General features: G+C 43.2%; 19 protein-coding genes. 11 read left to right on the forward strand and 8 right to left on the reverse strand.

The features are described 5' to 3' along the window. Positions 1–8 precede the first annotated feature (8 nt). Complete coding sequence (locus GLO7428_RS19360) at positions 9–782, forward strand: SDR family oxidoreductase (RefSeq protein ID WP_015190271.1); 774 nt, start codon at positions 9–11, stop codon at positions 780–782. Between the two features lie 211 nt (positions 783–993). Here GLO7428_RS19360 and GLO7428_RS19365 read toward each other — a convergent pair whose 3' ends face one another. The 6 genes from GLO7428_RS19365 to GLO7428_RS19390 form a co-directional block, all read right to left on the reverse strand. Continuing rightward, positions 994–1908: an SDR family oxidoreductase gene (locus tag GLO7428_RS19365; RefSeq protein ID WP_015190272.1), complete on the reverse strand. Its 915-nt coding sequence runs from the start codon at positions 1906–1908 to the stop codon at positions 994–996. A 39-nt stretch (positions 1909–1947) separates the two neighbouring features. Then, positions 1948–2784 (reverse strand): arylamine N-acetyltransferase, encoded by an 837-nt coding sequence (locus GLO7428_RS19370; protein WP_015190273.1) that lies wholly within the window; start codon positions 2782–2784, stop codon positions 1948–1950. A 228-nt stretch (positions 2785–3012) separates the two neighbouring features. After that, the gene (locus GLO7428_RS19375; protein WP_015190274.1) at positions 3013–3495 is read right to left on the reverse strand and encodes a DUF1579 domain-containing protein; all 483 of its coding nucleotides are present in this window, start codon (positions 3493–3495) and stop codon (positions 3013–3015) included. Positions 3496–3718: 223 nt separating this feature from the next. Then, entirely contained in the window at positions 3719–4369 is a 651-nt protein-coding gene (locus GLO7428_RS19380) for an RND family efflux transporter MFP subunit (RefSeq protein WP_015190275.1), read from the reverse strand. 41 nt (positions 4370–4410) lie between these two features. After that, a complete protein-coding gene (locus GLO7428_RS19385) occupies positions 4411–4893 on the reverse strand; it encodes an adenosine-specific kinase (RefSeq protein WP_015190276.1) in 483 nt (160 codons plus the stop codon). A 14-nt stretch (positions 4894–4907) separates the two neighbouring features. After that, complete coding sequence (locus GLO7428_RS19390) at positions 4908–5330, reverse strand: hypothetical protein (protein WP_015190277.1); 423 nt, start codon at positions 5328–5330, stop codon at positions 4908–4910. Between the two features lie 64 nt (positions 5331–5394). Here GLO7428_RS19390 and GLO7428_RS19395 point away from each other — a divergent pair, with 64 nt between their 5' ends. Next, positions 5395–6207 (forward strand): ABC transporter ATP-binding protein, encoded by an 813-nt coding sequence (locus tag GLO7428_RS19395; protein ID WP_231295507.1) that lies wholly within the window; start codon positions 5395–5397, stop codon positions 6205–6207. A 60-nt stretch (positions 6208–6267) separates the two neighbouring features. Here GLO7428_RS19395 and GLO7428_RS19400 read toward each other — a convergent pair whose 3' ends face one another. Next, positions 6268–9048, reverse strand: coding sequence for a cation-transporting P-type ATPase (locus GLO7428_RS19400; RefSeq protein ID WP_015190279.1), 2781 nt, complete (start codon positions 9046–9048; stop codon positions 6268–6270). A 325-nt stretch (positions 9049–9373) separates the two neighbouring features. Between GLO7428_RS19400 and GLO7428_RS19405 the strand changes: the two genes are divergently transcribed. The 3 genes from GLO7428_RS19405 to GLO7428_RS19415 all read left to right on the forward strand — a co-directional run bounded on the left by GLO7428_RS19405 (position 9374) and on the right by GLO7428_RS19415 (position 13727). Beyond that, entirely contained in the window at positions 9374–11461 is a 2088-nt protein-coding gene (locus tag GLO7428_RS19405) for a cation:proton antiporter (protein WP_155823801.1), read from the forward strand. Positions 11462–11500: 39 nt separating this feature from the next. Continuing rightward, complete coding sequence (locus tag GLO7428_RS19410; protein WP_015190281.1) at positions 11501–12487, forward strand: YihY/virulence factor BrkB family protein; 987 nt, start codon at positions 11501–11503, stop codon at positions 12485–12487. 178 nt (positions 12488–12665) lie between these two features. Then, on the forward strand, positions 12666–13727 hold the full coding sequence (locus GLO7428_RS19415) for an AI-2E family transporter (protein WP_015190282.1): 1062 nt from the start codon (positions 12666–12668) through the stop codon (positions 13725–13727). A gap of 48 nt (positions 13728–13775) precedes the next feature. Here GLO7428_RS19415 and GLO7428_RS19420 read toward each other — a convergent pair whose 3' ends face one another. Then, the gene (locus tag GLO7428_RS19420; protein WP_015190283.1) at positions 13776–14891 is read right to left on the reverse strand and encodes an AI-2E family transporter; all 1116 of its coding nucleotides are present in this window, start codon (positions 14889–14891) and stop codon (positions 13776–13778) included. A gap of 324 nt (positions 14892–15215) precedes the next feature. Between GLO7428_RS19420 and GLO7428_RS19425 the strand changes: the two genes are divergently transcribed. The 6 genes from GLO7428_RS19425 to GLO7428_RS19450 all read left to right on the forward strand — a co-directional run bounded on the left by GLO7428_RS19425 (position 15216) and on the right by GLO7428_RS19450 (position 21586). Continuing rightward, a complete protein-coding gene (locus GLO7428_RS19425) occupies positions 15216–15689 on the forward strand; it encodes a hypothetical protein (RefSeq protein WP_155823804.1) in 474 nt (157 codons plus the stop codon). 20 nt (positions 15690–15709) lie between these two features. Beyond that, a complete protein-coding gene (locus tag GLO7428_RS19430) occupies positions 15710–16525 on the forward strand; it encodes an N-acetylmuramoyl-L-alanine amidase (RefSeq protein ID WP_015190285.1) in 816 nt (271 codons plus the stop codon). Between the two features lie 192 nt (positions 16526–16717). Further along, a complete protein-coding gene (locus GLO7428_RS19435; RefSeq protein ID WP_015190286.1) occupies positions 16718–17521 on the forward strand; it encodes a bacteriorhodopsin in 804 nt (267 codons plus the stop codon). Positions 17522–17734: 213 nt separating this feature from the next. Then, complete coding sequence (locus GLO7428_RS19440; RefSeq protein ID WP_015190287.1) at positions 17735–18295, forward strand: CAP domain-containing protein; 561 nt, start codon at positions 17735–17737, stop codon at positions 18293–18295. Positions 18296–18379: 84 nt separating this feature from the next. Further along, the gene (locus GLO7428_RS19445) at positions 18380–19339 is read left to right on the forward strand and encodes a TIGR03885 family FMN-dependent LLM class oxidoreductase (protein WP_015190288.1); all 960 of its coding nucleotides are present in this window, start codon (positions 18380–18382) and stop codon (positions 19337–19339) included. A 78-nt stretch (positions 19340–19417) separates the two neighbouring features. Next, a complete protein-coding gene (locus tag GLO7428_RS19450; protein ID WP_015190289.1) occupies positions 19418–21586 on the forward strand; it encodes a glycogen debranching N-terminal domain-containing protein in 2169 nt (722 codons plus the stop codon). Positions 21587–21638 lie beyond the last annotated feature (52 nt).

Consider the following 21638-nt stretch of genomic DNA (forward strand, 5'->3'; position numbering starts at 1 on the left):
CAGATTATATGATTGATTATGGGTTATCTGGTAAAGTTGCTTTAGTAACGGGAGTCAGTCGCCTTCAAGGTATTGGATTTGCGATCGCACATTCTTTGGCTAAAGCTGGAGCGAATGTTTTTACGACTTATTATCGTCCGTATGATGCATTGATGCCTTGGGGAAGTTGCGATCGCGAGGCAGAAGAAATCATTAGTTTACTACAATCTTATGGAGTAAAAGTTGCGGGATTGGAAGCGAATCTTGCTGAATTACAAGTACCAAAGCAGCTATTTGAGCAAGTAGAAGATTTGCTAGGTTCTGTGGATATTTTGATAAATAATGCAGCATATGACGAACAAGTAGATATCTACTCACTATCTGCTGATTTACTTGACACGCACTATGCAGTCAATGTGCGCGGCACAACGTTATTATGTCAAGAATTTGCACAGCGTCACGATGGGCGTGCAGGGGGAAGAATTATTAATTTAACTTCTGGTCAAAGTTTAGCACCTATGCCAGAGAACCTCCCTTATGCAATTACCAAAGGAGCAATTGAGGCGCTGACGATGAGTTTAAGTGCTAGCTTGGCAGATAAAGGTATTACAGTCAACGCGGTAGATCTAGGCGCAACAGATACAGGTTGGATGAATGAGGATCTTCGGACTCAACTAGCAATGGAATCACGTTTTAGTCGTGTCGGTACACCAGAAGATGCAGCACGTATTATTCTATTTCTTGCTTCTACACAAGCACAATGGATTACAGGACAAATTATTCGCTCAAGGGGTGGGTTGTAAAATTTACTAAAGACAATCGCGCTCAGTCCAAGCAAGTCATGCGATCGCCTAATCACAGCCTCAACTGTTCAAACTCGCTTTCTCATTTCAGAGCAATATCTACTGTAGCAGAGATCAGGGTTGAAAATCAGAAGGTCGAAGCATTTAAGAATATAGCCATTCCGCACAGTAGTACAGTTAGACTTGCGCTTCAGAATTCAGACAACGCTAACTACCGATATCCAGTTGCATCAGCAGGCAAACCTGCTGCTTGAACCTCACAAATATAGCGCCAAGCATCCGGCTGCGAGCCATCCAAATCTGTAAAACCGTAGACCTTCGCGAGTTGACTACTCGACAGCGATTGACCACTCCAACGGGCAACATTGGGATCTCCAGCAAGACACGCAACCGCACGACCAATATAACGGGGCGTTTCAGAAATGACAAAGTGAGGTTCTTTTGCGGTTGCATCTTGCCAATTGGCTTCGCTGACCCCAAAACTATCCAGCATGATTTCTGAACGCAACCAGCCTGGAGTGAGCGCAACGGCTGTGCATAGATGCGGTTGAAGCTCTTGTGCCAAAGCCCAAGCCATGCGGATGACTGAGGTTTTTGCCAGGTCATAGAATAGCGATAATCGGTAGTTTTCGCTATTGTGTTCTGCCGTACCATCGGTGATTTCGACGACTAGTCCACCTGGATTTTTGATTAAAAGTGGCAGCGCGGAGTGACTAGTAATAATGTGCGTGTCGATCGCCAACCTCAACATCCGCAGCCCCCGTTCTAGAGAAAGCTCCCACACGGGCTTGTTAAACTCTGTCAAATATTCTCCGCCAATATCGTTAACCAAAATATTCAACCGCCCTTGCTCGTTTTCGATGCGTGCTACCAAAGCTTGAACCTGTGCAGGATCGAGATGATCGACCTGAATGGGTATACCACAACCTCCCACTTGATTGACAAGATCTGCGGTTTCTTCGATGGTTTCAGAACGGTTATATTCAGAGCGTTGAGTGCGAGTAGTTCGACCTGTTACATAAACAATTGCCCCCGCTGCACCTAGTTCAGTAGCAATGCCACGACCTGCACCGCGCGTCGCTCCTGCGACCAAAGCAACTTTGTTCTTCAATTGTTGATTGATCATCTAAACCTTCTCCATTTCTACATTTTGGGGAAGTAGAGACTAATTAGTTTGCGCAATTAGCTGTTGTAAAGTCTTGTCAAGATTTGCGATCGCTGGTAATTGTATGCGAAATTCATTCTCAAGCGCAGTACGCAACTCTGTCACGGTAGTAAGTACGCGCTGTTTTATCTCACCATCAAGATAATGCATTGTTAGTCGGTTATTTCGCAATGCATAGCGACAGCGCGAGTTTGGTCTAGCTGCAATAAGTGACGTTACAAACAGTGAGTTTGGGTGAGTTGAGACATACCAATTGCTTACCTCATAATCTGGGAGTTGCTGCTCTTGCAGATCAAAAGAGTAAAGAGATTTCCATTCCTGAGCGATATATGCCTGCATGATGTAAGTGCGCTCAGTTGCAAGTAATCGAAACAGTTCATGGGGTGTCCTTTGTTCAAGGTTCGGTGTTAAAGCAAGTGGTGCAGTGAGTGTTAAGCCCCCAAAGCCGACATCTGCAATGTGTTGCTCGTTATCAATACCGACCCGCAGCAGCATATGACTGCGCGGCGCGATTGTTCCTGGTGGCAAATTCCACAACACGCGCGCTGCTAGGTTTGTTACATGAAAGCCAAGTGAAAGTAGGACTGAGCGCAATAATAGATTTTGCTCAAAGCAATAGCCACCACGACCTTCGTAGATCAGCTTTTGTTGTAAAGACTTGAGATCTAGCGCAACAGGTTGTTTGAGCAACGAATTAAGATTTTCAAACGCAATCGACGTTGCATGATGGAGGTGAATTGCTTGTAATGTTTCGAGCGTTGGAGAGCGATCGCCGCTGTAGCCGATGCGCTGAAAATAAGCATCGAGGTCAATTGCGTCAGGTGTTTGGTTTCGCATAGCGGCACAATCAATGCGGTCAGTTTTGAGTTCCTTATGACTTACGCAATCTTAGCGTTTTAATCAGACCCCCCATTCCCCCAAACCCCCTCCAAAAAAGCGGCTACTCATGAAGCAGCGATTGTTCGGGGTAGCTGTTGCGTAAGTCCTGTGCCTTTACTATAGGGCAATCGATTGCACTGAATGCGGGCAGACTTATGGAGCAGCAAAACATATAGCGTTACGTTGCTATTGCTTCCGCCGATAGTTAGTCCTCATAACCCAGTGCCACTCGCCGTCATCGCTCAACACATACGATGTCAGTACCCGACGGTCGTCACCGATAAACTCGATCGCGTCTTTGTACTTAGCCATTTTGCGCTCATCTGTCATCGCGGGGGCTTCAGTGTTGAGTGTCAAAACATTTTCAGCTGCGTCTAGTTCGCCTTCATACACACACAAGTAAGTCATCATTGATCCAATCCAGGTGCCTACATAACGCTGCTTCTGTGGGTCGTAGCCAAGCGTCATCACTGTTGTCGCAGTACCGCAGCCTGGCATTTCACCCTGTCCCTCGGCTAGCAACCACACACCATCGAGCGATCGCACGTTCTCAGTTCCCGTAAACTTTTGCGGCGGCTGATTCGGTTCCATCATTATCGCCTCTGCTTCGTATGTCCACTCGCCAACCAGCTTTTGTAGCCAATCGTGTTTATGCAGTTCAGTTTTCATCATTAAACTCCTTGTTGTGTTTGGCGCAAGGCAGAGAGGCGTGCGTGATTTTGCTGCGTTACTCATCAGCAGGCAGCAACGCCTGGTAACAAAACCACAGAGAACTTAAATGCTGCCTTGCATTCACTATTTGAAGAGGTGAGATATGTTTGCGTACTTCTTGCACTGATGAATAAGTGAGGAATCGATTCGGGTGAAAGGAATGTAGCTCCTCAGTTCATAATTAGTACAAATGTACCATAAAATGTGCACTCTGCTCGTCAGCGAAATATTTCTTAAGCAAGGAAGGCGTTGCTGACACATGAGCGCGTACGTGAGTCGATGCAATTCGCGCTGCTTGTGCGGCTTGGAGTGCCGCGTTATGTTCTGCGATCTTCGTGCGTTCGTTTAACTCGGCTTGTTCTCGCGCTTGCCGAGAGATAACACCTGTTTCGGCAGAGTATTGCGCCCGTTGGCGATCGCGCTGGGTTTGTGCGAAAGCGGCTTGCGTTTGTGCAACTCGTGCTTCCACTTGTCGTTGATTTGCCTGCGCTGCGGCAATGCGACTGCGTGCTTGTGCTAAAGCTGCGGTTGTATGCGGTAAAGGATCAATACGCGCGACAATATCTCTTGCCTCAACAACATCACATTCATCCAAAGTAATGCGGTCTAGATGTCCAGTGACTTCGGCTGCAAGAATGTAGCGATCGCGCACTCGTGTCATTCCCTCTACATTGACGGTGACTTGTAGTTTACCTTGTTCAACGCGCCCTACCTCAACTTTAACAGGAGTAGGACGTAGCAATAAGACGAGTGCGATCGCCGTTGCTAGTGCAATACCAAAATAGATAAATAACTTTGAGGAGTGTTTTGGTAGAGATGGCAGTGATATCATCTATAACTACCTCTTATCTCTTTGTGCCTCATTGCATACAATTAAAGCTTATAGCCTACTTGACGTAAGAATTGATGGCGTACGCGCACATCTTCAGCAGTTTCTACAGCTTTTGGTGCTGAACCATCGACAACACCTAAAATTCCTCTTCCTTGGTCTGTTTCAACGATAATTGCTTCAACAGGATTCGCAGTAGCACAGTAAATGTTGCAGACTTCTGGACATTGCTTAATCGCGTTTAAAACACTAATTGGATACGCGTTTTGCATGACAATAATAAAACTGTGTCCCGCTGCGATCGCTTTTGCATTGTTTATAGCAGCAGCTTGGAGTACTTGTTCATTACCAGTAGCACGGATTAAACATGGTCCTGATGCTTCACAAAACGCCACACCAAATTTAATCTGAGAGGAATTCTCAGTCATGATTTCATAAAGATCTTCAACTGTTTTAATGAAATGTGATTGACCTAAAATGACATTACTTCCTTCTGGAATTTGAACTGGAATAGATTGTAGTTGCATTTTTACCTCGTTTATTAAGCAATTTTTTTGTATTGGCTATCTGCTCTTAACCATTGCAGTGAAACTACATTCAATAACAAACCAATCAAAAGTAATACGATCATTAATGTGATTTGATACCAAACAATTGGTATAATTTTTAAGTCAAGTACAAAGTGCAGAAAATTTAAAACAGTGTAAAAAATTGTCAAATTTAAATGCATGATCCGATAACGTTTAGAGTCATTAAATACCATGACCACGATCGCTAGCATCGGCAAAATAAAAAAGCCGAGCATTCCCCAGAGAATATAAGCAATATTGACACTGTTATGGCCATCGGCGATCGCAATATCTTGACCGTGAAACAGTGGCATTAAGCCAAGTTGAGTGTGAAACAGTGTACCCAGTAAAAAAACAGTCCAAAGCGCAATGAGCTTTTCCTGATAGCTGATCACAACAGTAGCCTCTACATCTCATTTGCTTAGTTCAACTTTAGGAAGGAAACTTGAGAATCTTGTGATGATGAAGTGCGATCGCCTAAACTTGAAGCATCGCCATAGTATAAAACTTTCATCAACTCTGACGATGCAAAACCAACACGGTCAGCTACCCAATTCCTCCGCTGCATCAAACGTTGGGTTTCATTTGCAAGCTATCACAAAGGTTTACCGCATGGGTGAAGTGGAGGTGTATGCATTACAGTCAGTAGACCTTGACTTGTACGCAGGTGAATTTGTTGTTGTCTTAGGATCTTCAGGTAGCGGCAAATCAACATTATTGAATATCTTAGGTGGATTAGATGTCCCTTCGAGTGGGCAGATCGTCTTTAATCGTCGCGACTTAACTAACGCTAGGGATGTAGAACTAACGCGCTTTCGTCGCGAGTGCATTGGTTTTATCTTTCAGTTCTATAACTTGATTCCTAGCCTAACAGCACGAGAAAATGTAGCATTAGTTACAGACATAGCGCGTCGTCCAATGGCACCAGAGGAAGCACTATCCAGAGTGGGATTAAGCGATCGCATCAACTATTTTCCCTCACAAATGTCGGGTGGCGAACAACAGCGCGTGGCAATTGCTCTAGCAATTGCAAAACGTCCACAGGTGTTACTATGTGACGAACCAACAGGCGCGCTTGATTTTCAAACGGGTAAACTTGTTTTAGAGGTCTTAGAGCAAGCTAATCGTAAATTGGGTGCAATGACGATTGTGATTACCCATAATGCGGGAATTTCAAGAATGGCTGACCGCGTAATTACAATGCGTAGTGGTCAAATTTTGCATATTCGCCGTAACAAATGCAAAGTTGCGCCGGCTGAATTGGAATGGTAATGGGTAGACACGATGCCTACCCTAGATCTTAATATTCAATAGAGTGAACCTCGGCGCTACTTATCGAGTTCGAGAAGAAGGCTTCTCAATTGGATCGATTCGATTAGCCACGATCGCAAGCGGAATCATGGGTAAACCGACAAGTAAACAAATGAGCCATTGATTCCAGTTGAGTGGTGCGGTAGCAAATAAGGTATTCATTAAGCTCCACTGACTGAAAATAACCTGTAAAATCACAGCAGTCACAATTCCGACCATAATTGCGCGCGCATCGCTGAAGGATTCTCTTCTTCTACCACGCAGTCTACTTGCGATCGCGATACCAAGTTGACTTAAACTGATAAGATAGAAGATTCTTCCCGATACAAGCGCTTGAATTGCCATTGTCCGCGCTAAAGCCACATTTCCTGTATCGCGCAGTACCCATTCAAACATTCCAAAAATCAGAATCCAGTTGAATGCAGAGATGAGGATAATACGCTGCACTAGCTTACGCGATAATAGTGGTTCATTGGGGTTGCGCGGTTGCTGCTGCATGACAATTTCTGACTTGGGTTCAAATGCAAGTGGTACTGTCATCGCAATTGAATTCACCATATTCAGCCACAGAACTTGTAACGAGAGAATCGGTAAAACTCGCGCTAGCAATACGCTAATCAAAATCGTCATCGATTCACCACCATTGACAGGGAGAATAAACGCGATCGCTTTCAATAAATTGCGATACACTGTGCGTCCTTCTTCAACTGCGGCTTCAATCGACGCGAAGTTATCATCGGTTAAAATCATGTCGGCGGCTTCTTTGGCGACTTCGGTTCCCGCACCACCCATCGCAATGCCGATATCCGCTTGTCGCAAGGCAGGCGCATCATTAACGCCATCACCGGTCATCGCGACAATTTCACCTTTAGATTGTAAAGCTTCTACCAAGCGTAGTTTCTGCTCAGGTGCAACCCGCGCGAACACCGCACCATCTTCTACCGCGTTAGCGAGTTCGCGATCGTCCATCTGCGCGAGTTGTTGTCCGGTAAACGCAATCACTTCCTTGTGGTGATTAAAGCCCATGCGTTGCGCGATCGCCTGCGCCGTCACAGCATGATCGCCCGTAATCATCTTGACTTGAATTCCTGCTTCTTGACACGCTTGTACCGCTCTAATTGCTTCAGTACGCGGTGGATCGATCATCCCTTGCAATCCGATAAAGATCAATCCTGCGGCAATATCATCGTGATCGAGCGATCGCTGTGCTGGCGCGTTTTTTTTTGCAAACGCTAGCACTCGTAAGCCTTGATGTGCCATTGCATCGACTTGTGCTTGAATCGTCTGTGCATCGAGAGGCTGGAGTTCGCCTTCGGTATCCAACATTCGCTCACAGCGCTTTAGCAGCGCCTCCACCGAACCCTTCACATAAATTATGTGTTGAGAATTACCGTCTTTCCCTAACCTCTGTTTATGCAAAGTTGCCATGTACTGAAACTCAGACTCAAAGGGAATGACATCAACTCGCGGCATGGCTTTTTCATGGTTATCATTCAGCCCTGCTTTGTTCGCGGCGATAATCAAAGCGCCTTCGGTTGGATCGCCGATGACAGTATTTTGTCCATCTTTGACTTCAATCCGCGAGTCATTACACAGCAAACCCGCAATTAAACATTCATGCAATGCAACATTTGAGTTGAGATCTGCACTCTGCTGTGCGGCAACACCATCAGGTATATCTGTATCAACAATAATTTCTCCTTCTGGATTATACCCGCTACCCGTAACTTTATAGTGCTGTTCGCCTGCGTAAATTGCTTGTACCGTCATTTGGTTTTCGGTCAGCGTTCCGGTTTTGTCCGAACAAATCACCGTCGCACCGCCGAGGGTTTCTACCGCAGGTAGCTTGCGGATGATCGCATGACGTCGCGCCATCCGTGACACACCAATTGCTAATGTTACGGTGACAACAGCGGGTAATCCTTCGGGAATCGCACTGACGGCTAATGCTACCGCCGCTTCAAACATATCGACTATCGAGTTACCGTAGCCAATACCAACCGCGAAGGTTAAAGCAGCAACACCCAAAATAATGTACAGTAGCGTACGGCTGAAACGGTCAAATTTACGGGTGAGTGGAGTGACTAAGTTAGTGCCGCGATCAATTAACTGCGAGATGCGTCCGGTTTCGGTGTCTTGGGCGATCGCAACGACAATCCCTCTTGCTGTACCAAAGGTGACAAAGCTACCCGCGTACGCCATATTGATACGTTCGGCTAAAGGGGCATCAACGTCTACTTGTTGTGTTGTTTTTTCGACAGCGACTGATTCGCCAGTTAGCGCTGATTCGTTGACCTGTAAGTTACGAACATCGATTAACCGTAAATCTGCGGGAACTTTGTCGCCAGAAGCAAGTAACACAACATCGCCAGGAACAATTTCTGTCGAGGATACGCGCACTTTCTCACTGTTACGCATGACAGTTGCTTCGGTTCGCACCGCTGAGGCGAGTGCAGAAATCGCACTTTCGGCTTTCGATTCTTGGACGTAGCCAATAATCGCATTAATGAGCGTGACACCCCAGATGACTCCGGCATTGACCCACGAGCCGAGTAATGCTTTAATTGCACCGGCAATCAATAAGATATAAAGCAGTGGTTGGTTAAACTGCAACAAAAATCGAACGATTGGGCTTTTCCCTGGTTTGGCTTTTAACTCATTAGGACCGTATTTCTGCTGTCGTTGCGATACTTCGGCGGCGGATAAACCAGTTTGAGGATTACTGTCTAAACGTTGAGCAACTTCCTGTAGAGATAGATTATGCCAATGATGTTCCAGCAATTTTTCTTCTGTTGCTGTCATGTGATTTGCCCCCCGACACTGTTACTGGCAGTTGAGTTATAGATTAAAGTTACACTGCAAGTCATTCCGTGTTTGTTAAGACCGTTATCTTTATTACTTTATTCAATATTTATGATAGAAAAATGACAATTTTTAAAATATTAAACATTAGGTTTCCGTGTTGATAGTCTATAGCTTGTAGCTACTTTATACTTGGCGCTCAAGCCATCTCATATTTAGAAATACAGAGTTTAGCTAATAAAAAAGTAACTAAATATAGATATTTTGAGAAAGCAAAATTGATATGTATAGCTCATTTGTTAGCAATCTTTACACTCAAAGCACAATGGAAATTTGGCAATTTTATCAAGTAACATTTAGCACATTCGTGCAAGCGAGTTGGTTGTCTACGCAAAATACAGGGCGATCGCTTGTTGAGTTTCTTCGCCCCTCAATTCTAACGGGTCCAATTACCGATCCTGTACCTGTCTTCCTGATTATCATGGCAATCATGCTCGTTGCGCCGCTATTATTCGAGCGAATTAAGCTACCAGGGATTGTCGGTTTAATTTTAGCAGGATTAGTTGTAGGTCCTTATGGTCTTGGACTTTTAGAACGCGATAGTACAATCGTTTTACTCGGTACGGTAGGATTGCTATTTTTGATGTTCATGGCTGGTTTGGAAACAAGCCTTGACGATTTAAAGTACAACGCCGATAAAGCCGTCATATTTGGCATAGCAACTTTTGCAATTCCCATGCTGTTAGGAACTGGGAGTATGTTGCTGCTTGGTTATGGTTTACTCGCATCAATTCTTGTTGCTTCTTGTTTTGCGTCGCATACTCTTCTTGCGCTACCAATTGCGATGCGATTAGGAGTAATGCGAACGCAAGCTGTCACGACAGTTTTAGGAGGAACCTTAATTACAAATGTTCTAGCTCTTTTAGTTTTAGCTGTTGTTGTCCGCGCGCATCAAGGAAACTTAACGCTAGGTTTTTGGTTGTTTCTAATTCCTGCTTTAACGATTTATACTTTTGCTACTTTATGGGGAGTTCCTAAAGTTGGTCGTTGGTTTTTTCGGCGATTTGGACACGATGAAAGTGCCGAATTTACATTTGTTGTGGCAACGTTATTTATCGTATCTTATGTAGCAGAATTAATTGAAATCGAACCAATTATTGGGGCATTTTTAGCAGGAATTGCGATCTCACAGTTGATTCCGCAATTGAGTCCATTGATGAACCGCATTCAATTTATTGGTAATACATTATTTATTCCCTTTTTTCTGATTTCTGTAGGAATGTTGATTAATCCTGCCATTTTGTTGAGCGAACCGCGCTCTTTATTAGTAGCAGGAGTCATGACTTTTGTTGCGATTGTTGCGAAATTTTTACCTGCGTGGGGAACAGGAAAAATCATTGGATTACCGTTTTCTAACGTGATGTTAATGTTTGGGCTTTCGGTAGCGCAAGCGGCGTCAACTTTAGCTGCAATTACGGTTGCATTTGAAATTGATTTAGTCGATCAGTTAACGGTGAATGGCACGATCGCAATGATCTTGGTGACGTGTATTGCGTCTCCCTGGGTGACAACGCGTTGGGGGCGCGACGTCAAACCTGATGCTGTTACGCCTACAACTGAAACAACGCAGATTGGCGATCGCATTTTAGTTCCTGTCGCTAACCCTAGTACCGAAGATCATCTATTGAAACTCGCGATAACTTTGGCAAAAAAAAGTAACGGTACGTTGCTACCCTTACACATTCTCACAGATAACAGTGGACCGATTACCGCCGAGAAAAGAATTCAGCAACAACAACTCTTAGCCACAGCAGAAACGATCGCCCATGCGGCTGTAACATCGGTTGAAACCATTGGGCGTGTTGATGATTCAATTGAAAAAGGAATTCTGAGAGCGGCACAAGAACGCGATGCCAATTTAATCGTTTGTGGTTGGAAAGGTTACTCTAGCTATCGCGATAATTTTTTTGGCAGTGTTATCGACAATATTATCCGTCAAGCAACTGTACCGGTATTAGTCGCGCGATTTACGCAACCAATTAGAAACACAGACCGCGTCATTCTAGCATTAACCGATTTGGATTTTGCTTCATCGCAATTGCAGAAAACAATCGCTTTAGCCGAAACTTTAGCTGAGGAACTCAAAGCAACGTTAAAAGTATTACACGTCACCAGAAATCCCCGCCGTAAAGCGCCTAAAGTTCCACCCGTGCAAACAGAAGTCACCATTGAACACGTACGTGGTAACTTTGTCACCCGCGTCGCCAGAATGTTACAACCTGACGATTTACTTATTCTTACTTCAGGAAACCACCCTGATATTTTAAGTATGCGGATGCTAGGAACTGAACCAGAAGTTATTGCCCGCACTCACCAAGAAGTTTCGATTATTGTACTGCATTCCCCACGATAGGTATAAATTAAAACTAAGAAGTAACGTTCTTAAATTGTGATGAGATATTTACAAAATGTGTGGCGGCTACTCAAGGAGACAATTTCAGAGTGGCAATTTAATCAAGTATCACTACTTGCTTCATCGTTGGCATATTACACAGTTTTCTCGCTCGTACCATTAATGATCCTGGTGATTATGATGGTGGGAGCAATTTATGGCGAAGCAACCGCACAACAGCAACTCGTCGATCAAATTCAAGGTATTGTGGGACCAGAAAGTGCTGAGGTGATTGCCACAGCGATCGCTAATATGCGACAAGATGCTACCGGAGGGCCATTTCAACTCATTTTTAACTTGGGATTTTTTGCGTTTGGCGCTTCTGGGGTTTTTGCCCAAATTCAAAGTGCACTCGATAAAATCTGGGAAGTTAAACCAGTACCAGGAAAGCATATTACACACTTTCTGCGTAAGCGATTAGTATCGTTCGCGATGGTGTTAGTTATTGCCTTTTTACTGCTTGTTTCTTTTGTCGCTAATACAGTACTAGCATCAGTTGTTGATGTTTTAAACGATTTAACTCCTGGGCAGGGCTATTGGTGGCAAATTCTTAGCTTTGTTGTTTCATTTGGCATGATCGCCTTCTTATTTGCCGCAATATATACTGTACTACCTGATGCCAAAGTTCGGTGGCGAGATGCTTTAGTCGGCGCTATTTTCACAACTATATTATTTATGCTAGGTCAATACTTTTTTGGCTTGTTCCTCAGTCGAACAAATTTTGCCTCAGCTTACGGTGTTGCTGGTTCATTTTTAATTATTATCACTTGGATTTACTACGCTGCTCATATTTTATTTTTGGGTGCAGAGTTTACTAAAGTCTATGCAAAAGAACACGGTTCCCCAATCGTCCCAGAAGAATATGCAATTCCAATTTCGGAAGATCCATCTCAAGCATCTCAAAAGCGCAAATCCTCTCCAGGTTTATTAACGAATTTACGTCGTAAGTGTATGCGTGCATGGCATAGCTTAATTGGTAGACGATAGTAAAACAAGGGGGCAAAGGTCAAAGATCGGGGGTCAGCGTTTATACGTTTGGGAAGACGGTTGAGGCAGTTACAACAGTGAAAGAATCAGAATAAAAGGTTAGCTTTATTATCTAAACCTAAACTTGACATTATCGTCCTATTCCAAAATATTTATTTAACTTTCCTCCGCCTTATTTATGAGCGAACCACCGATTAAAGCTTTATGGAATCGACTCAATAATTCAACGTTAGTTCGATCGCTACTACTGATTGCACTTGGCTGGGCAATAACTCAAATCCTAGCTTATTTTGAACACGTTATTGTCACTTTTATTTTTGCGGCAGTTTTTGCGTTTCTTCTGAGTTATCCTGTCCGCTGGGTAGAGCGTTTTTTACCGCATACTGTAGCGGTTATTATTGTCTTTCTCCTCAGTATTTTTCTTTTACTCGCTATAGTTTTTACAATTGGTTTAGCGATTTTATCGCAAGGCGAACAACTCCTCAATCAAGCCCCAGAATTATTAAATAGTGTTTTACCTGTAGTAGAACAAATCGAACAACTACTTCAGCGATTCAACTTTCAAGTAGATTTTAATGCAATTGAAGAACAACTTCGCAATCAAGCTTTAGCAGGGCTAGGATTTGGCTTTGCTGCCTTACAAACCATTGTGACTAATGTTGTCGATTTGATTATCATTGCAGTTATTGCGTTATTTATGTTACTCGATGGCAAAAGACTTTGGTATTTTCTTTTACAAGTCTTTCCGCCACGCTTTCGCGAGAAGTTAACTCATGCGGTACAACAAAATTTTCTCGGCTTCTTTTGGGGGCGGTTTTTATTATCGCTCTTTTTTGGCGTATCGGTTTATATTGTCTTGCTGCTATTACAAGCACCATTTGCTTTACTTCTAGCGGCGATCGCTGGTGTTTTTGACCTCATTCCTGGAATTGGCGCGACTATCGGTGTCGGCTTGGTATCAATCATCTTATTACCCCAAGGAATTTGGCTAAGCCTGCAAGTTTTAATCGGCTGCGTTCTCTTGCAACAAGTTGAAGAAAACGTACTAATGCCAAAAATTATGCAAGGTTCGCTGAATGTTAATCCAGTCGTGATGTTTTTTGCCTTGCTAGTAGGTGCAAGAATTGCTGGTTTAGTTGGTGTTTTTCTCTCGGTTCCAATCGCCGGCGTGTTGATTAGTTTGTTTGAATTGAATCAACTCAAAGCTGAACACAAAGACGAGAATTCAGTAAATGGGTAACTCTTAGCAATTAGCTTTTATTTGATTGCCAAGTGCTAAAAGCTTTATTTAAACTTCCTTCCATTCCTCACTAATTTCTGTATCGTAGTCGGTATTGGAATCGTAAATAACTTCCTCACGAACAATTTGATGAGGATGCCGCCACTTATCTAAAATGTCGATAAATAAAACTTCCTCTAACCATGTTTTAGCAATCACAGTTAGTGGTAGTGCCATCAGTAAACCCAATACACCGAAAAAGCCTGCAAACAATAATTGTGCTGTCAATGTGATCGCTGGTAATAGTGCTACTTGGTATGCCATTACCGTTGGAGTGAGCCAGTAACTTTCGATGTTTTGAATAATGATGTATAAGATTAACACAGCAAGTGATTTCCACGGCGCGTCAAGAAGTGCGATCGCGATTGGAAAGACTGCGCTTAATGTAGGTCCAATATTCGGAATAAAGTTGAGTAAACCTGCGAGAATTGCATGAGCTAAAGCAAGTGGTACGCCGATAATCCATAAACCCAAGCCGCTTAAAACTGCAATAAAGATTCCTGTAATCACCGCGCCACTTGCCCAACTTCCTAAAGCCACATCACACCGCGTCAAAATCTCATCAACGCGACGGCGATAAAATGAAGGAAACAAACGGATAAAAGCTTGACGATACGGCTGCGGTTGTGCTAACAGCATCAGTGTCAACACAAGAACCAAGAGAAATTGTAAAAATGCTGTAATCGAAGTTGAGAAGAAGTTAACCGACTGACCGAGTAACTGAGTTGCGATCGGCTGAATTTGTTGAATTAAGCTCGTAACATCCGGTAAATTTGCTGGTAAATTTGGAAACCATCTTAGGATCTGCTGCTCTAACCAAGTAAGCCAAGTTTGAATTCTTGCAAATCCTGTTGGTAATAAAGCGATGAGTTGTTGAAATTGCTCGACAAAAGCAGGTACGATGAGCAAGAAGAAGCCAACAAGCAGCGCTAGTAAACTTGTTAAAGTAATTAAAACCGCCCAGCCGCGTTTGACGTTCAATCTTTGCAGTTGTAGAACTAACCGATTCAACGCTGTCGCTATAACAACTGCCGTAAGTAAGAGTAAAAGCAACTGTCGAATCTGCCAAAGGATATATAAAGAAATTAGCAGAACAATTAAGCCAATCCATCGACCAAAATTCACAGTGAACTTTACTCCTCTGACTCAAAGATTTTTATCGCTACTTTTGAACTCGACGATTTCAGTTTCAACCATAACACTATGTTTGAAATTCAGGCTGCTGTCTTAAGTAGTGACAGTAAATACCTAAGCTTATATTGACTAAGCATAAAAATTATACTACGTAACTCCACTGTTTTCGTAGGCTAATTTAACTACATAGTTGATTTTTTTCATTTTCTGTCACTTTCTCGTCACAATTGTTTCAAATACTGATCGTTAGGAGCAACTGACTTAATAACTTGATTTGTATAGTATTAATTTTTATAGCAACTCTCCAGCTAGGTTTTGCCGAATTATAAATCTTACAAAAAATATCTAAATTTTAGTTCCGGTGCAATCCAAATCCTAACAAGTAACTGTAATCTTGAGGTAATTAGTATGCAGGGGCGGCAATCTCATCAAAATTTTTCAATCGCAGAGAGAAATTTTAGTAACTCAAATTATGTAGAAATAGCACAGAATACGCCATCATCTAATAATCAAGTTAGCGTACCAAACAATGCTGTTAGCTTCTGGGGACCTCTCAGCTTAGTAACTGGTGGCGCGATTTTTTTGACAATGTTATTTAAATTTCGTAAAAATAAGCAAAGCGATATTGTTGTCAATTTAAAACAACTCAATAAGATTCCTTGCAGCAACTGTCGATATTTTTCTAGCAATCCTTATCTCAAGTGTGCAGTGAATCCTAAAATTGCTTTAACCCAAGAGGCAATAGATTGTACAGAATACTCTCCTCAAGCTAAAAAGTCGTTTCACTAAACTATACAAGTCACTCAAAAATGCGGCGTTCTGTTTGGATTCGAGTCGTCATCAGTATTATACTAGTTTGCTTTTTTACAATTAGTTTAGCTGTGAGAAATACAGATTCGCGCGGAGAAGCTAAATCGACACCAGTCATAACCGTAGAAACAGATAATCAACCTATTTATTCACAAGCGATTGCACGGAGCGCAGCGCCAAAGGCGATCGCCACTCCAAGTGAAACAGGAAATATCTCGCAACTCAAATATCAACCAAACTATGAAGTTATTCCAGTACACCCAACAAATTATGGTTCAAGGCTGGTAACTGATATTAACGGCGTTCCTGTTTCTAATCAACCAATCATTGTTTTACACGAAACCGTAAGTTCGGCGGCGAGTACAATTAATTTTTTTCAAACACCGCACTACGAAGAAAGTAAGCAAGCAAGTTACCATGCATTAATTAAATTAGATGGAACCGTTGTTTATCTCGTCCCGCCTGAATATCGGGCTTTTGGTGCAGGAAATTCTGTGTTTGATGGTGCGTCAGGTCCGGAAGCAGTAAAAACGCATCCTAATTTTCCTCCTTCTGTGAATAACTTTGCGTATCATGCAGCACTAGAAACACCGCCAAGTGGTAGAAATAATGCGCGAAGACATAGCGGTTACACAGAAGAACAATATCGTTCACTAGCGTGGTTAATTGCCCAAAGCAGCGTTCCCGAAGACCGAATTACAACGCATCGCGCCGTAGATCGTTCAGGAACAAGAATTGATCCGCGTAGTTTTAATATGAATAAATTTCTACAAATTCTCCGCGATTATAAACAGCAAAGTACCAGGAATACATAGAAAAAAAATTGAATTGTTACGCGATATTTTCTTTAAAATTTTAATTTCAATCCGATTTTTATCATTCTTTAGATAGAAGATGAATATTACAAAAGAGCCAATCTATTTATAGGGAGTATTACTTATTAACTCATTGTGTAAAATTTTTGTTGAGTTTAATACACTTTTCCCCATTAATTCGCTGGAGGAGTAATGGATCTACAAGCTTTATTTCATTGGCTTTACATTTTGGGAATGGCGGTTGGCGCGATCTACTTTATTTCGCTAAGTACTAACCCGCGTGGTGTACCCAAGTATGAATATTTAGTTGCAGCGTTTATTCCTATTTGGTCAGGATTAGCATATCTTTCAATGAACTTACCACACGGCGAGTTAGAGCAAGGAAAGATTGCAGTTGCAGGTCAAATTACTCACTTCGCACGCTATATAGATTGGGTTGTCACTACGCCTTTGTTGCTACTCGCGCTATCTTGGACAGGGATGCATCGCTTACAGAAAAAAGATTGGACGCTAATCGCTGCATTGATGATGACGCAAGTGATTGTTGTTGTCTGTGGCTTAGTTGCTGATTTATCGGTGATTCCTTGGGTGCGATACCTGTGGTATTTCAACGGTGTTGTTGCTTTCTTGGTTGTTTTGTGGGGAATTTGGGGGCCCCTACGCGCCAAAACCCGCAGCCAAGGCGCTGAACTCTCAAACTTTTACGATCGCCTAACAACCTATTTCACGGTGCTGTGGATTTGCTATCCCATTGTATGGATTCTTGGACCTTCAGGATTTCGAGTTTTCAATCAAACTGTTGATACTTTCTTGTTTTGTTTGATTCCCTTTTTCTCCAAAGTAGGATTTAGCTTTTTAGATTTGCACGGATTGCGTAATATTAGTAGCGGTGCAACAGAAAGCGCTACTGATAGAACTGTCGGTAACATTATGCAGTTTTTCTTAGGAACACCCAAGCGTCGCCGGTTGTCAATGCAAAGAAGAAGTTTCTACTAACGCTCTTTTTGGGAAATTCTGATCAGGGCTGTCAATGGTTAATAGTTAAGGGCTACTAACAATTAACTAATAACTATTAACCGCCTTGACAAGATGTTCATAAATTAAATAAAAGCGCTCTATTGGAGGAATTGCGAGTCACTAAACTTTCTGCGTACATTAGAAGATAAGTGAATTTACGCATATTAGAGCTTTAGCGAATACAGCATCCGCATGAACAACCGAAAATTCTCATGGAGATTATTTGTTTTAAGTACGCCGATCGCACTAATTTTAGGAGGATGTGAACCTGCAAGAGAGCTTATCTTATCGATCCCTGGTGCGGATCTATTGCTGAATCAACCGTTACCCTCGATTCCTGCGCAAACTCCAAACATTGCCGAAATGGAAGCGGCGATTCGCCAACAAATTAATGAAATTCGCGTGGAGAACAATTTACAACCGTTAGAAAACAACGAACGCTTAGCCCAAGTCGCACGCCAATATAGTCAAAGGATGGCGCAGGAAAACTTTTTTAGTCATACAGGACCCGATGGCGATACTCCAGCGCAACGAGTGCGTGACGGCGGAATTGTTTATTTAATGGTCGGTGAAAACTTATTTCGGAGTACTAATATTGCCGATCCTGTACCCGCCGCAGTCCAAGGATGGATGGAAAGTCCTGGACACCGTGAAAATATTTTACGCTCTGTCTTTGCCGAAACAGGCGTGGGCGTTTGGCGCGAGGGAAATCAGTACTACATCACGCAGATGTTTTTGCGATCGCTCCTCTAATCGTATTGTGCTTTAAAGTGGCTGCGTGTGGGTGAGCAGAGGAGAAAATGACGCTTATCTTTGTAAATTGGGATCAGAATTGCTATGGCTAAGTTTGGCTACCATTGCTCGCACGAACAATTTAAACCGAGTACCCTGCTGCAATACGCTCAAGCTGCTTACAATGCAGGATTTCAACGAATATCGTGTTCGGATCATTTTTACCCTTGGAGCGATCGCCAGGGGGAAAGTGGTTACGCCTGGTCTTGGTTAGGCGCAGCAATGCAAGCTGTCCCCTTGACTTTTGGCGTTGTTTGTGCCCCAGGACAGCGATATCATCCAGCAATTATCGCCCAAGCCGCAGCAACTTTAGCCGAAATGTTTCCCGAACGCTTTTGGGTAGCTTTAGGTAGTGGTCAAGCTTTGAACGAAAAAATTACAGGCGATCGCTGGTTAGCAAAAGCCGAACGCAACGCCCGTCTTCAAGAGTGTGCTGAGATTATGCGGGCTTTATGGCAAGGGGAAACCGTCACGCATTACGGTCATGTCCGCGTAGAAGAAGCAAAACTTTATACTCGCGCTCAAGTTCCTCCCAAAATCATTGGGGCAGCCATTACACCCCAAACCGCCGAATGGTTAGCCGGATGGGCAGATGGAATGATTACAATCTCGCATCCACACGAAAAGTTAAAAGAAGTCGTCGAAGCATTTCGGCGCGGAGGCGGCGAAGGTAAACCGATGTATCTTAAAGTACAGCTTTCTTATGCAGCAGACGCAGCAACAGCGCTAGACGGCGCTTACGATCAGTGGCGAACCAATATTTTTCCCAGCCCAGTGTTAGCCGATTTACGCAGTCCGCAGCAATTTGATGCGATCGCCGATTTTGTTAAACCAGAAGATATGTATCAATACGTGCGCATTTCACCCGATCCGCAACAACACATCGAATGGTTGCAAAAAGATATCGAACTTGGCTTTGAAGTTATCACACTTCACAACGTCAACCGCGAACAAGAAGCATTTATTGAGGTCTTTGGCGAAAAAGTTTTACCAGTACTTCAGTAGGTAATAGCTAATAGATCTTTTTTCAATTACCAATTACCAACCTTCACGTTTATTTATTATCTAATTATCAGGAGTTATATGCGCATCACCGTTGGTCCACCTATTTTAACGATTAATCATGGCGGTACATTTATGGTTACTGACCTTGATGGTCAAATTCAACAAGATGGTTTTTTGGGGATTTTTGCCGAAGACACGCGTTTTTTAAGTTATTACGCCTGCTACGCTAATAGCAGTTCTTGGATTCGCCTGCGGTCAACAACAACAACTTACTACGCGTCACGAGTTTATTTAACAAATCCAGAAATTATTACCGAAGACGGCGCAATTCAACAAAACTCGCTATCGTTAATTATTAGCCGCACCGTTGAACACGGCATTCATGAAGATTTAGACCTCACCAACTACGGACTTAAACCAGCAAAATTCACGCTAGAAATTGCGCTACGCTCTGATTTTGCGGATATTTTTGAAGTTTCTTCAGGAAAGTATGTGCGGCGGGGATGCTTAGAAACAAAATGGGATATCGAAAAAAAAGAACTGCATACAAGTTACAAAAATAAAGATTTTTTCCGTAGTTTGATCTACCAACCGCGTAACTACGACTCGCAACCTCATTATGCAAATGGTCGGATTAACTATGAAATCGCGCTACAACCAGGTGAAAGCTGGCACGCTTGTGGAAACTATATTTTGGTTGAAAATGACCGCAAGCGCGAACCGATTCATCTTTGTTACTACAAAGCTGTTGATGAAGAAGTTAACACCGAATTAGAACACCTGTATCGCCATTGGTTAGATACTGTTACAGAAGTGACAGTAGCTAACGAAGAAGTGTATCGAGCATATCGGCAATCGGTCAGCGATACAGGAGCGTTACGATTGTATGATTATGACTTTGGTCCTGATGAGTGGCTACCAGCGGCGGGGGTTCCGAAGTTTGTTACGCTGTTTGGACGCGACAGTTTAATTGCGACGCTGCAAAACATGATTACGCACCCTGCTTTTGCACGCGGAACGCTAAAGAAGCTAGGACAGTTGCAAGCTACTGAAAAAGACGATTGGCGCGATGCCCAACCAGGCAAAATTTTACATGAAATTCGCAAAGGCGAACTCGCGCATTTTCAAAAGATTCCGCATACGCCTTATTACGGAACAGCTGATGCAACAATGTTGTATCTCATTGTCTTACACGAGGCTTGGAAATGGACAGGCGATGATTCGTTGTTGCACGACTATCGCGATGTAATTTTACGGTGCTTAGAGTGGATTGACCGCTATGGCGATCTTGATGGTGATGGTTTTCAAGAGTATGAAACGCGATCGCCTAGTGGAATCGAAAACCAAGGTTGGAAAGATTCAGGAGATGCGATTGTTTACCCTGATGGTAGTCAAGTAAAAGCGCCAAAAGCGTTGTGTGAATTGCAAGGTTATGCTTTTGATGCGTGGATGCGCATGGCAGAAATTTTTGAGTATTTAGATGAAGGCGATCGCGCCGATCGTCTGCGTAATAAAGCCGCAAAACTCCAAGCACAGTTTGAAGAAACTTTTTGGTGCGAAGACATTGGTTTTTATGCGTTTACACTCGATCCTGATAAAAAACCCGTGCGGACAATTGCATCAAATCCAGGACATTGCTTGTGGAGTGGAATTGTTTCGCGCGATCGCGCGGCGCAGGTTGTGCAAAAATTACTCGCACCCGATATGTATAGTGGCTGGGGTATTCGGACTTTATCGGCGAATAATCCTGCATTTAATCCTTTCTCTTACCATCGGGGGAGTATCTGGCCGCACGACAATGGCATCATTGCGTTAGGGTTCAAGCGCTACAGTTTCACAGAAGAAACCGCGCGGCTAGCACGCGACCTTTTTGAGGCAACAAGCTATTTTGCTAGCTACCGCTTACCAGAACTTTATTCTGGTGTCAAGCGATCGCCTGGTGCTTTTCCAGTGCCTTACATAGAAGCAAATGTCCCGCAAGCATGGGCGGCGGGTTCAATATTTCACCTGTTGCAAGCAATTTTAGGTTTGCAAGCGAATGCACCGCACAAGTGTCTTTATGTCGATCCTTGTTTACCCCATTGGATACCAGAGATTACACTTAACCGCTTAGAAGTCGGCGACGCTTGTATTCAGTTACGCTTCTGGCTGGAAGACGGAGTAACGCGCTGGGATGCAACTCCGCAAAAGGGTGAAATTGAGGTTAAACAGAAGGCTTGGCAACCTTGGCAAGTTGAAGCAAGTTAACAAAGGATGCATTAGCGCCAGTCCACGCAGGTGGACATTGTTGATTAAGCTG

Origin of the sequence: Gloeocapsa sp. PCC 7428, from assembly GCF_000317555.1 — a bacterium.
GTDB lineage: Bacteria > Cyanobacteriota > Cyanobacteriia > Cyanobacteriales > Chroococcidiopsidaceae > Chroogloeocystis.

Excerpts from the sequence above, each read along its gene's own strand:
- GLO7428_RS19360 (WP_015190271.1), top strand. The coding sequence starts at position 9 with ATGATTGATTATGGGTTATCTGGTAAAGTTGCTTTAGTAACGGGAGTC.
- GLO7428_RS19365 (WP_015190272.1), bottom strand. The coding sequence starts at position 1,908 with ATGATCAATCAACAATTGAAGAACAAAGTTGCTTTGGTCGCAGGAGCG.
- GLO7428_RS19370 (WP_015190273.1), bottom strand. The coding sequence starts at position 2,784 with ATGCGAAACCAAACACCTGACGCAATTGACCTCGATGCTTATTTTCAG.
- GLO7428_RS19375 (WP_015190274.1), bottom strand. The coding sequence starts at position 3,495 with ATGAAAACTGAACTGCATAAACACGATTGGCTACAAAAGCTGGTTGGC.
- GLO7428_RS19380 (WP_015190275.1), bottom strand. The coding sequence starts at position 4,369 with ATGATATCACTGCCATCTCTACCAAAACACTCCTCAAAGTTATTTATC.
- GLO7428_RS19385 (WP_015190276.1), bottom strand. The coding sequence starts at position 4,893 with ATGCAACTACAATCTATTCCAGTTCAAATTCCAGAAGGAAGTAATGTC.
- GLO7428_RS19395 (WP_231295507.1), top strand. The coding sequence starts at position 5,395 with ATGATGAAGTGCGATCGCCTAAACTTGAAGCATCGCCATAGTATAAAA.
- GLO7428_RS19400 (WP_015190279.1), bottom strand. The coding sequence starts at position 9,048 with ATGACAGCAACAGAAGAAAAATTGCTGGAACATCATTGGCATAATCTA.
- GLO7428_RS19405 (WP_155823801.1), top strand. The coding sequence starts at position 9,374 with ATGGAAATTTGGCAATTTTATCAAGTAACATTTAGCACATTCGTGCAA.
- GLO7428_RS19410 (WP_015190281.1), top strand. The coding sequence starts at position 11,501 with ATGAGATATTTACAAAATGTGTGGCGGCTACTCAAGGAGACAATTTCA.
- GLO7428_RS19415 (WP_015190282.1), top strand. The coding sequence starts at position 12,666 with ATGAGCGAACCACCGATTAAAGCTTTATGGAATCGACTCAATAATTCA.
- GLO7428_RS19430 (WP_015190285.1), top strand. The coding sequence starts at position 15,710 with ATGCGGCGTTCTGTTTGGATTCGAGTCGTCATCAGTATTATACTAGTT.
- GLO7428_RS19435 (WP_015190286.1), top strand. The coding sequence starts at position 16,718 with ATGGATCTACAAGCTTTATTTCATTGGCTTTACATTTTGGGAATGGCG.
- GLO7428_RS19440 (WP_015190287.1), top strand. The coding sequence starts at position 17,735 with ATGAACAACCGAAAATTCTCATGGAGATTATTTGTTTTAAGTACGCCG.
- GLO7428_RS19445 (WP_015190288.1), top strand. The coding sequence starts at position 18,380 with ATGGCTAAGTTTGGCTACCATTGCTCGCACGAACAATTTAAACCGAGT.
- GLO7428_RS19450 (WP_015190289.1), top strand. The coding sequence starts at position 19,418 with ATGCGCATCACCGTTGGTCCACCTATTTTAACGATTAATCATGGCGGT.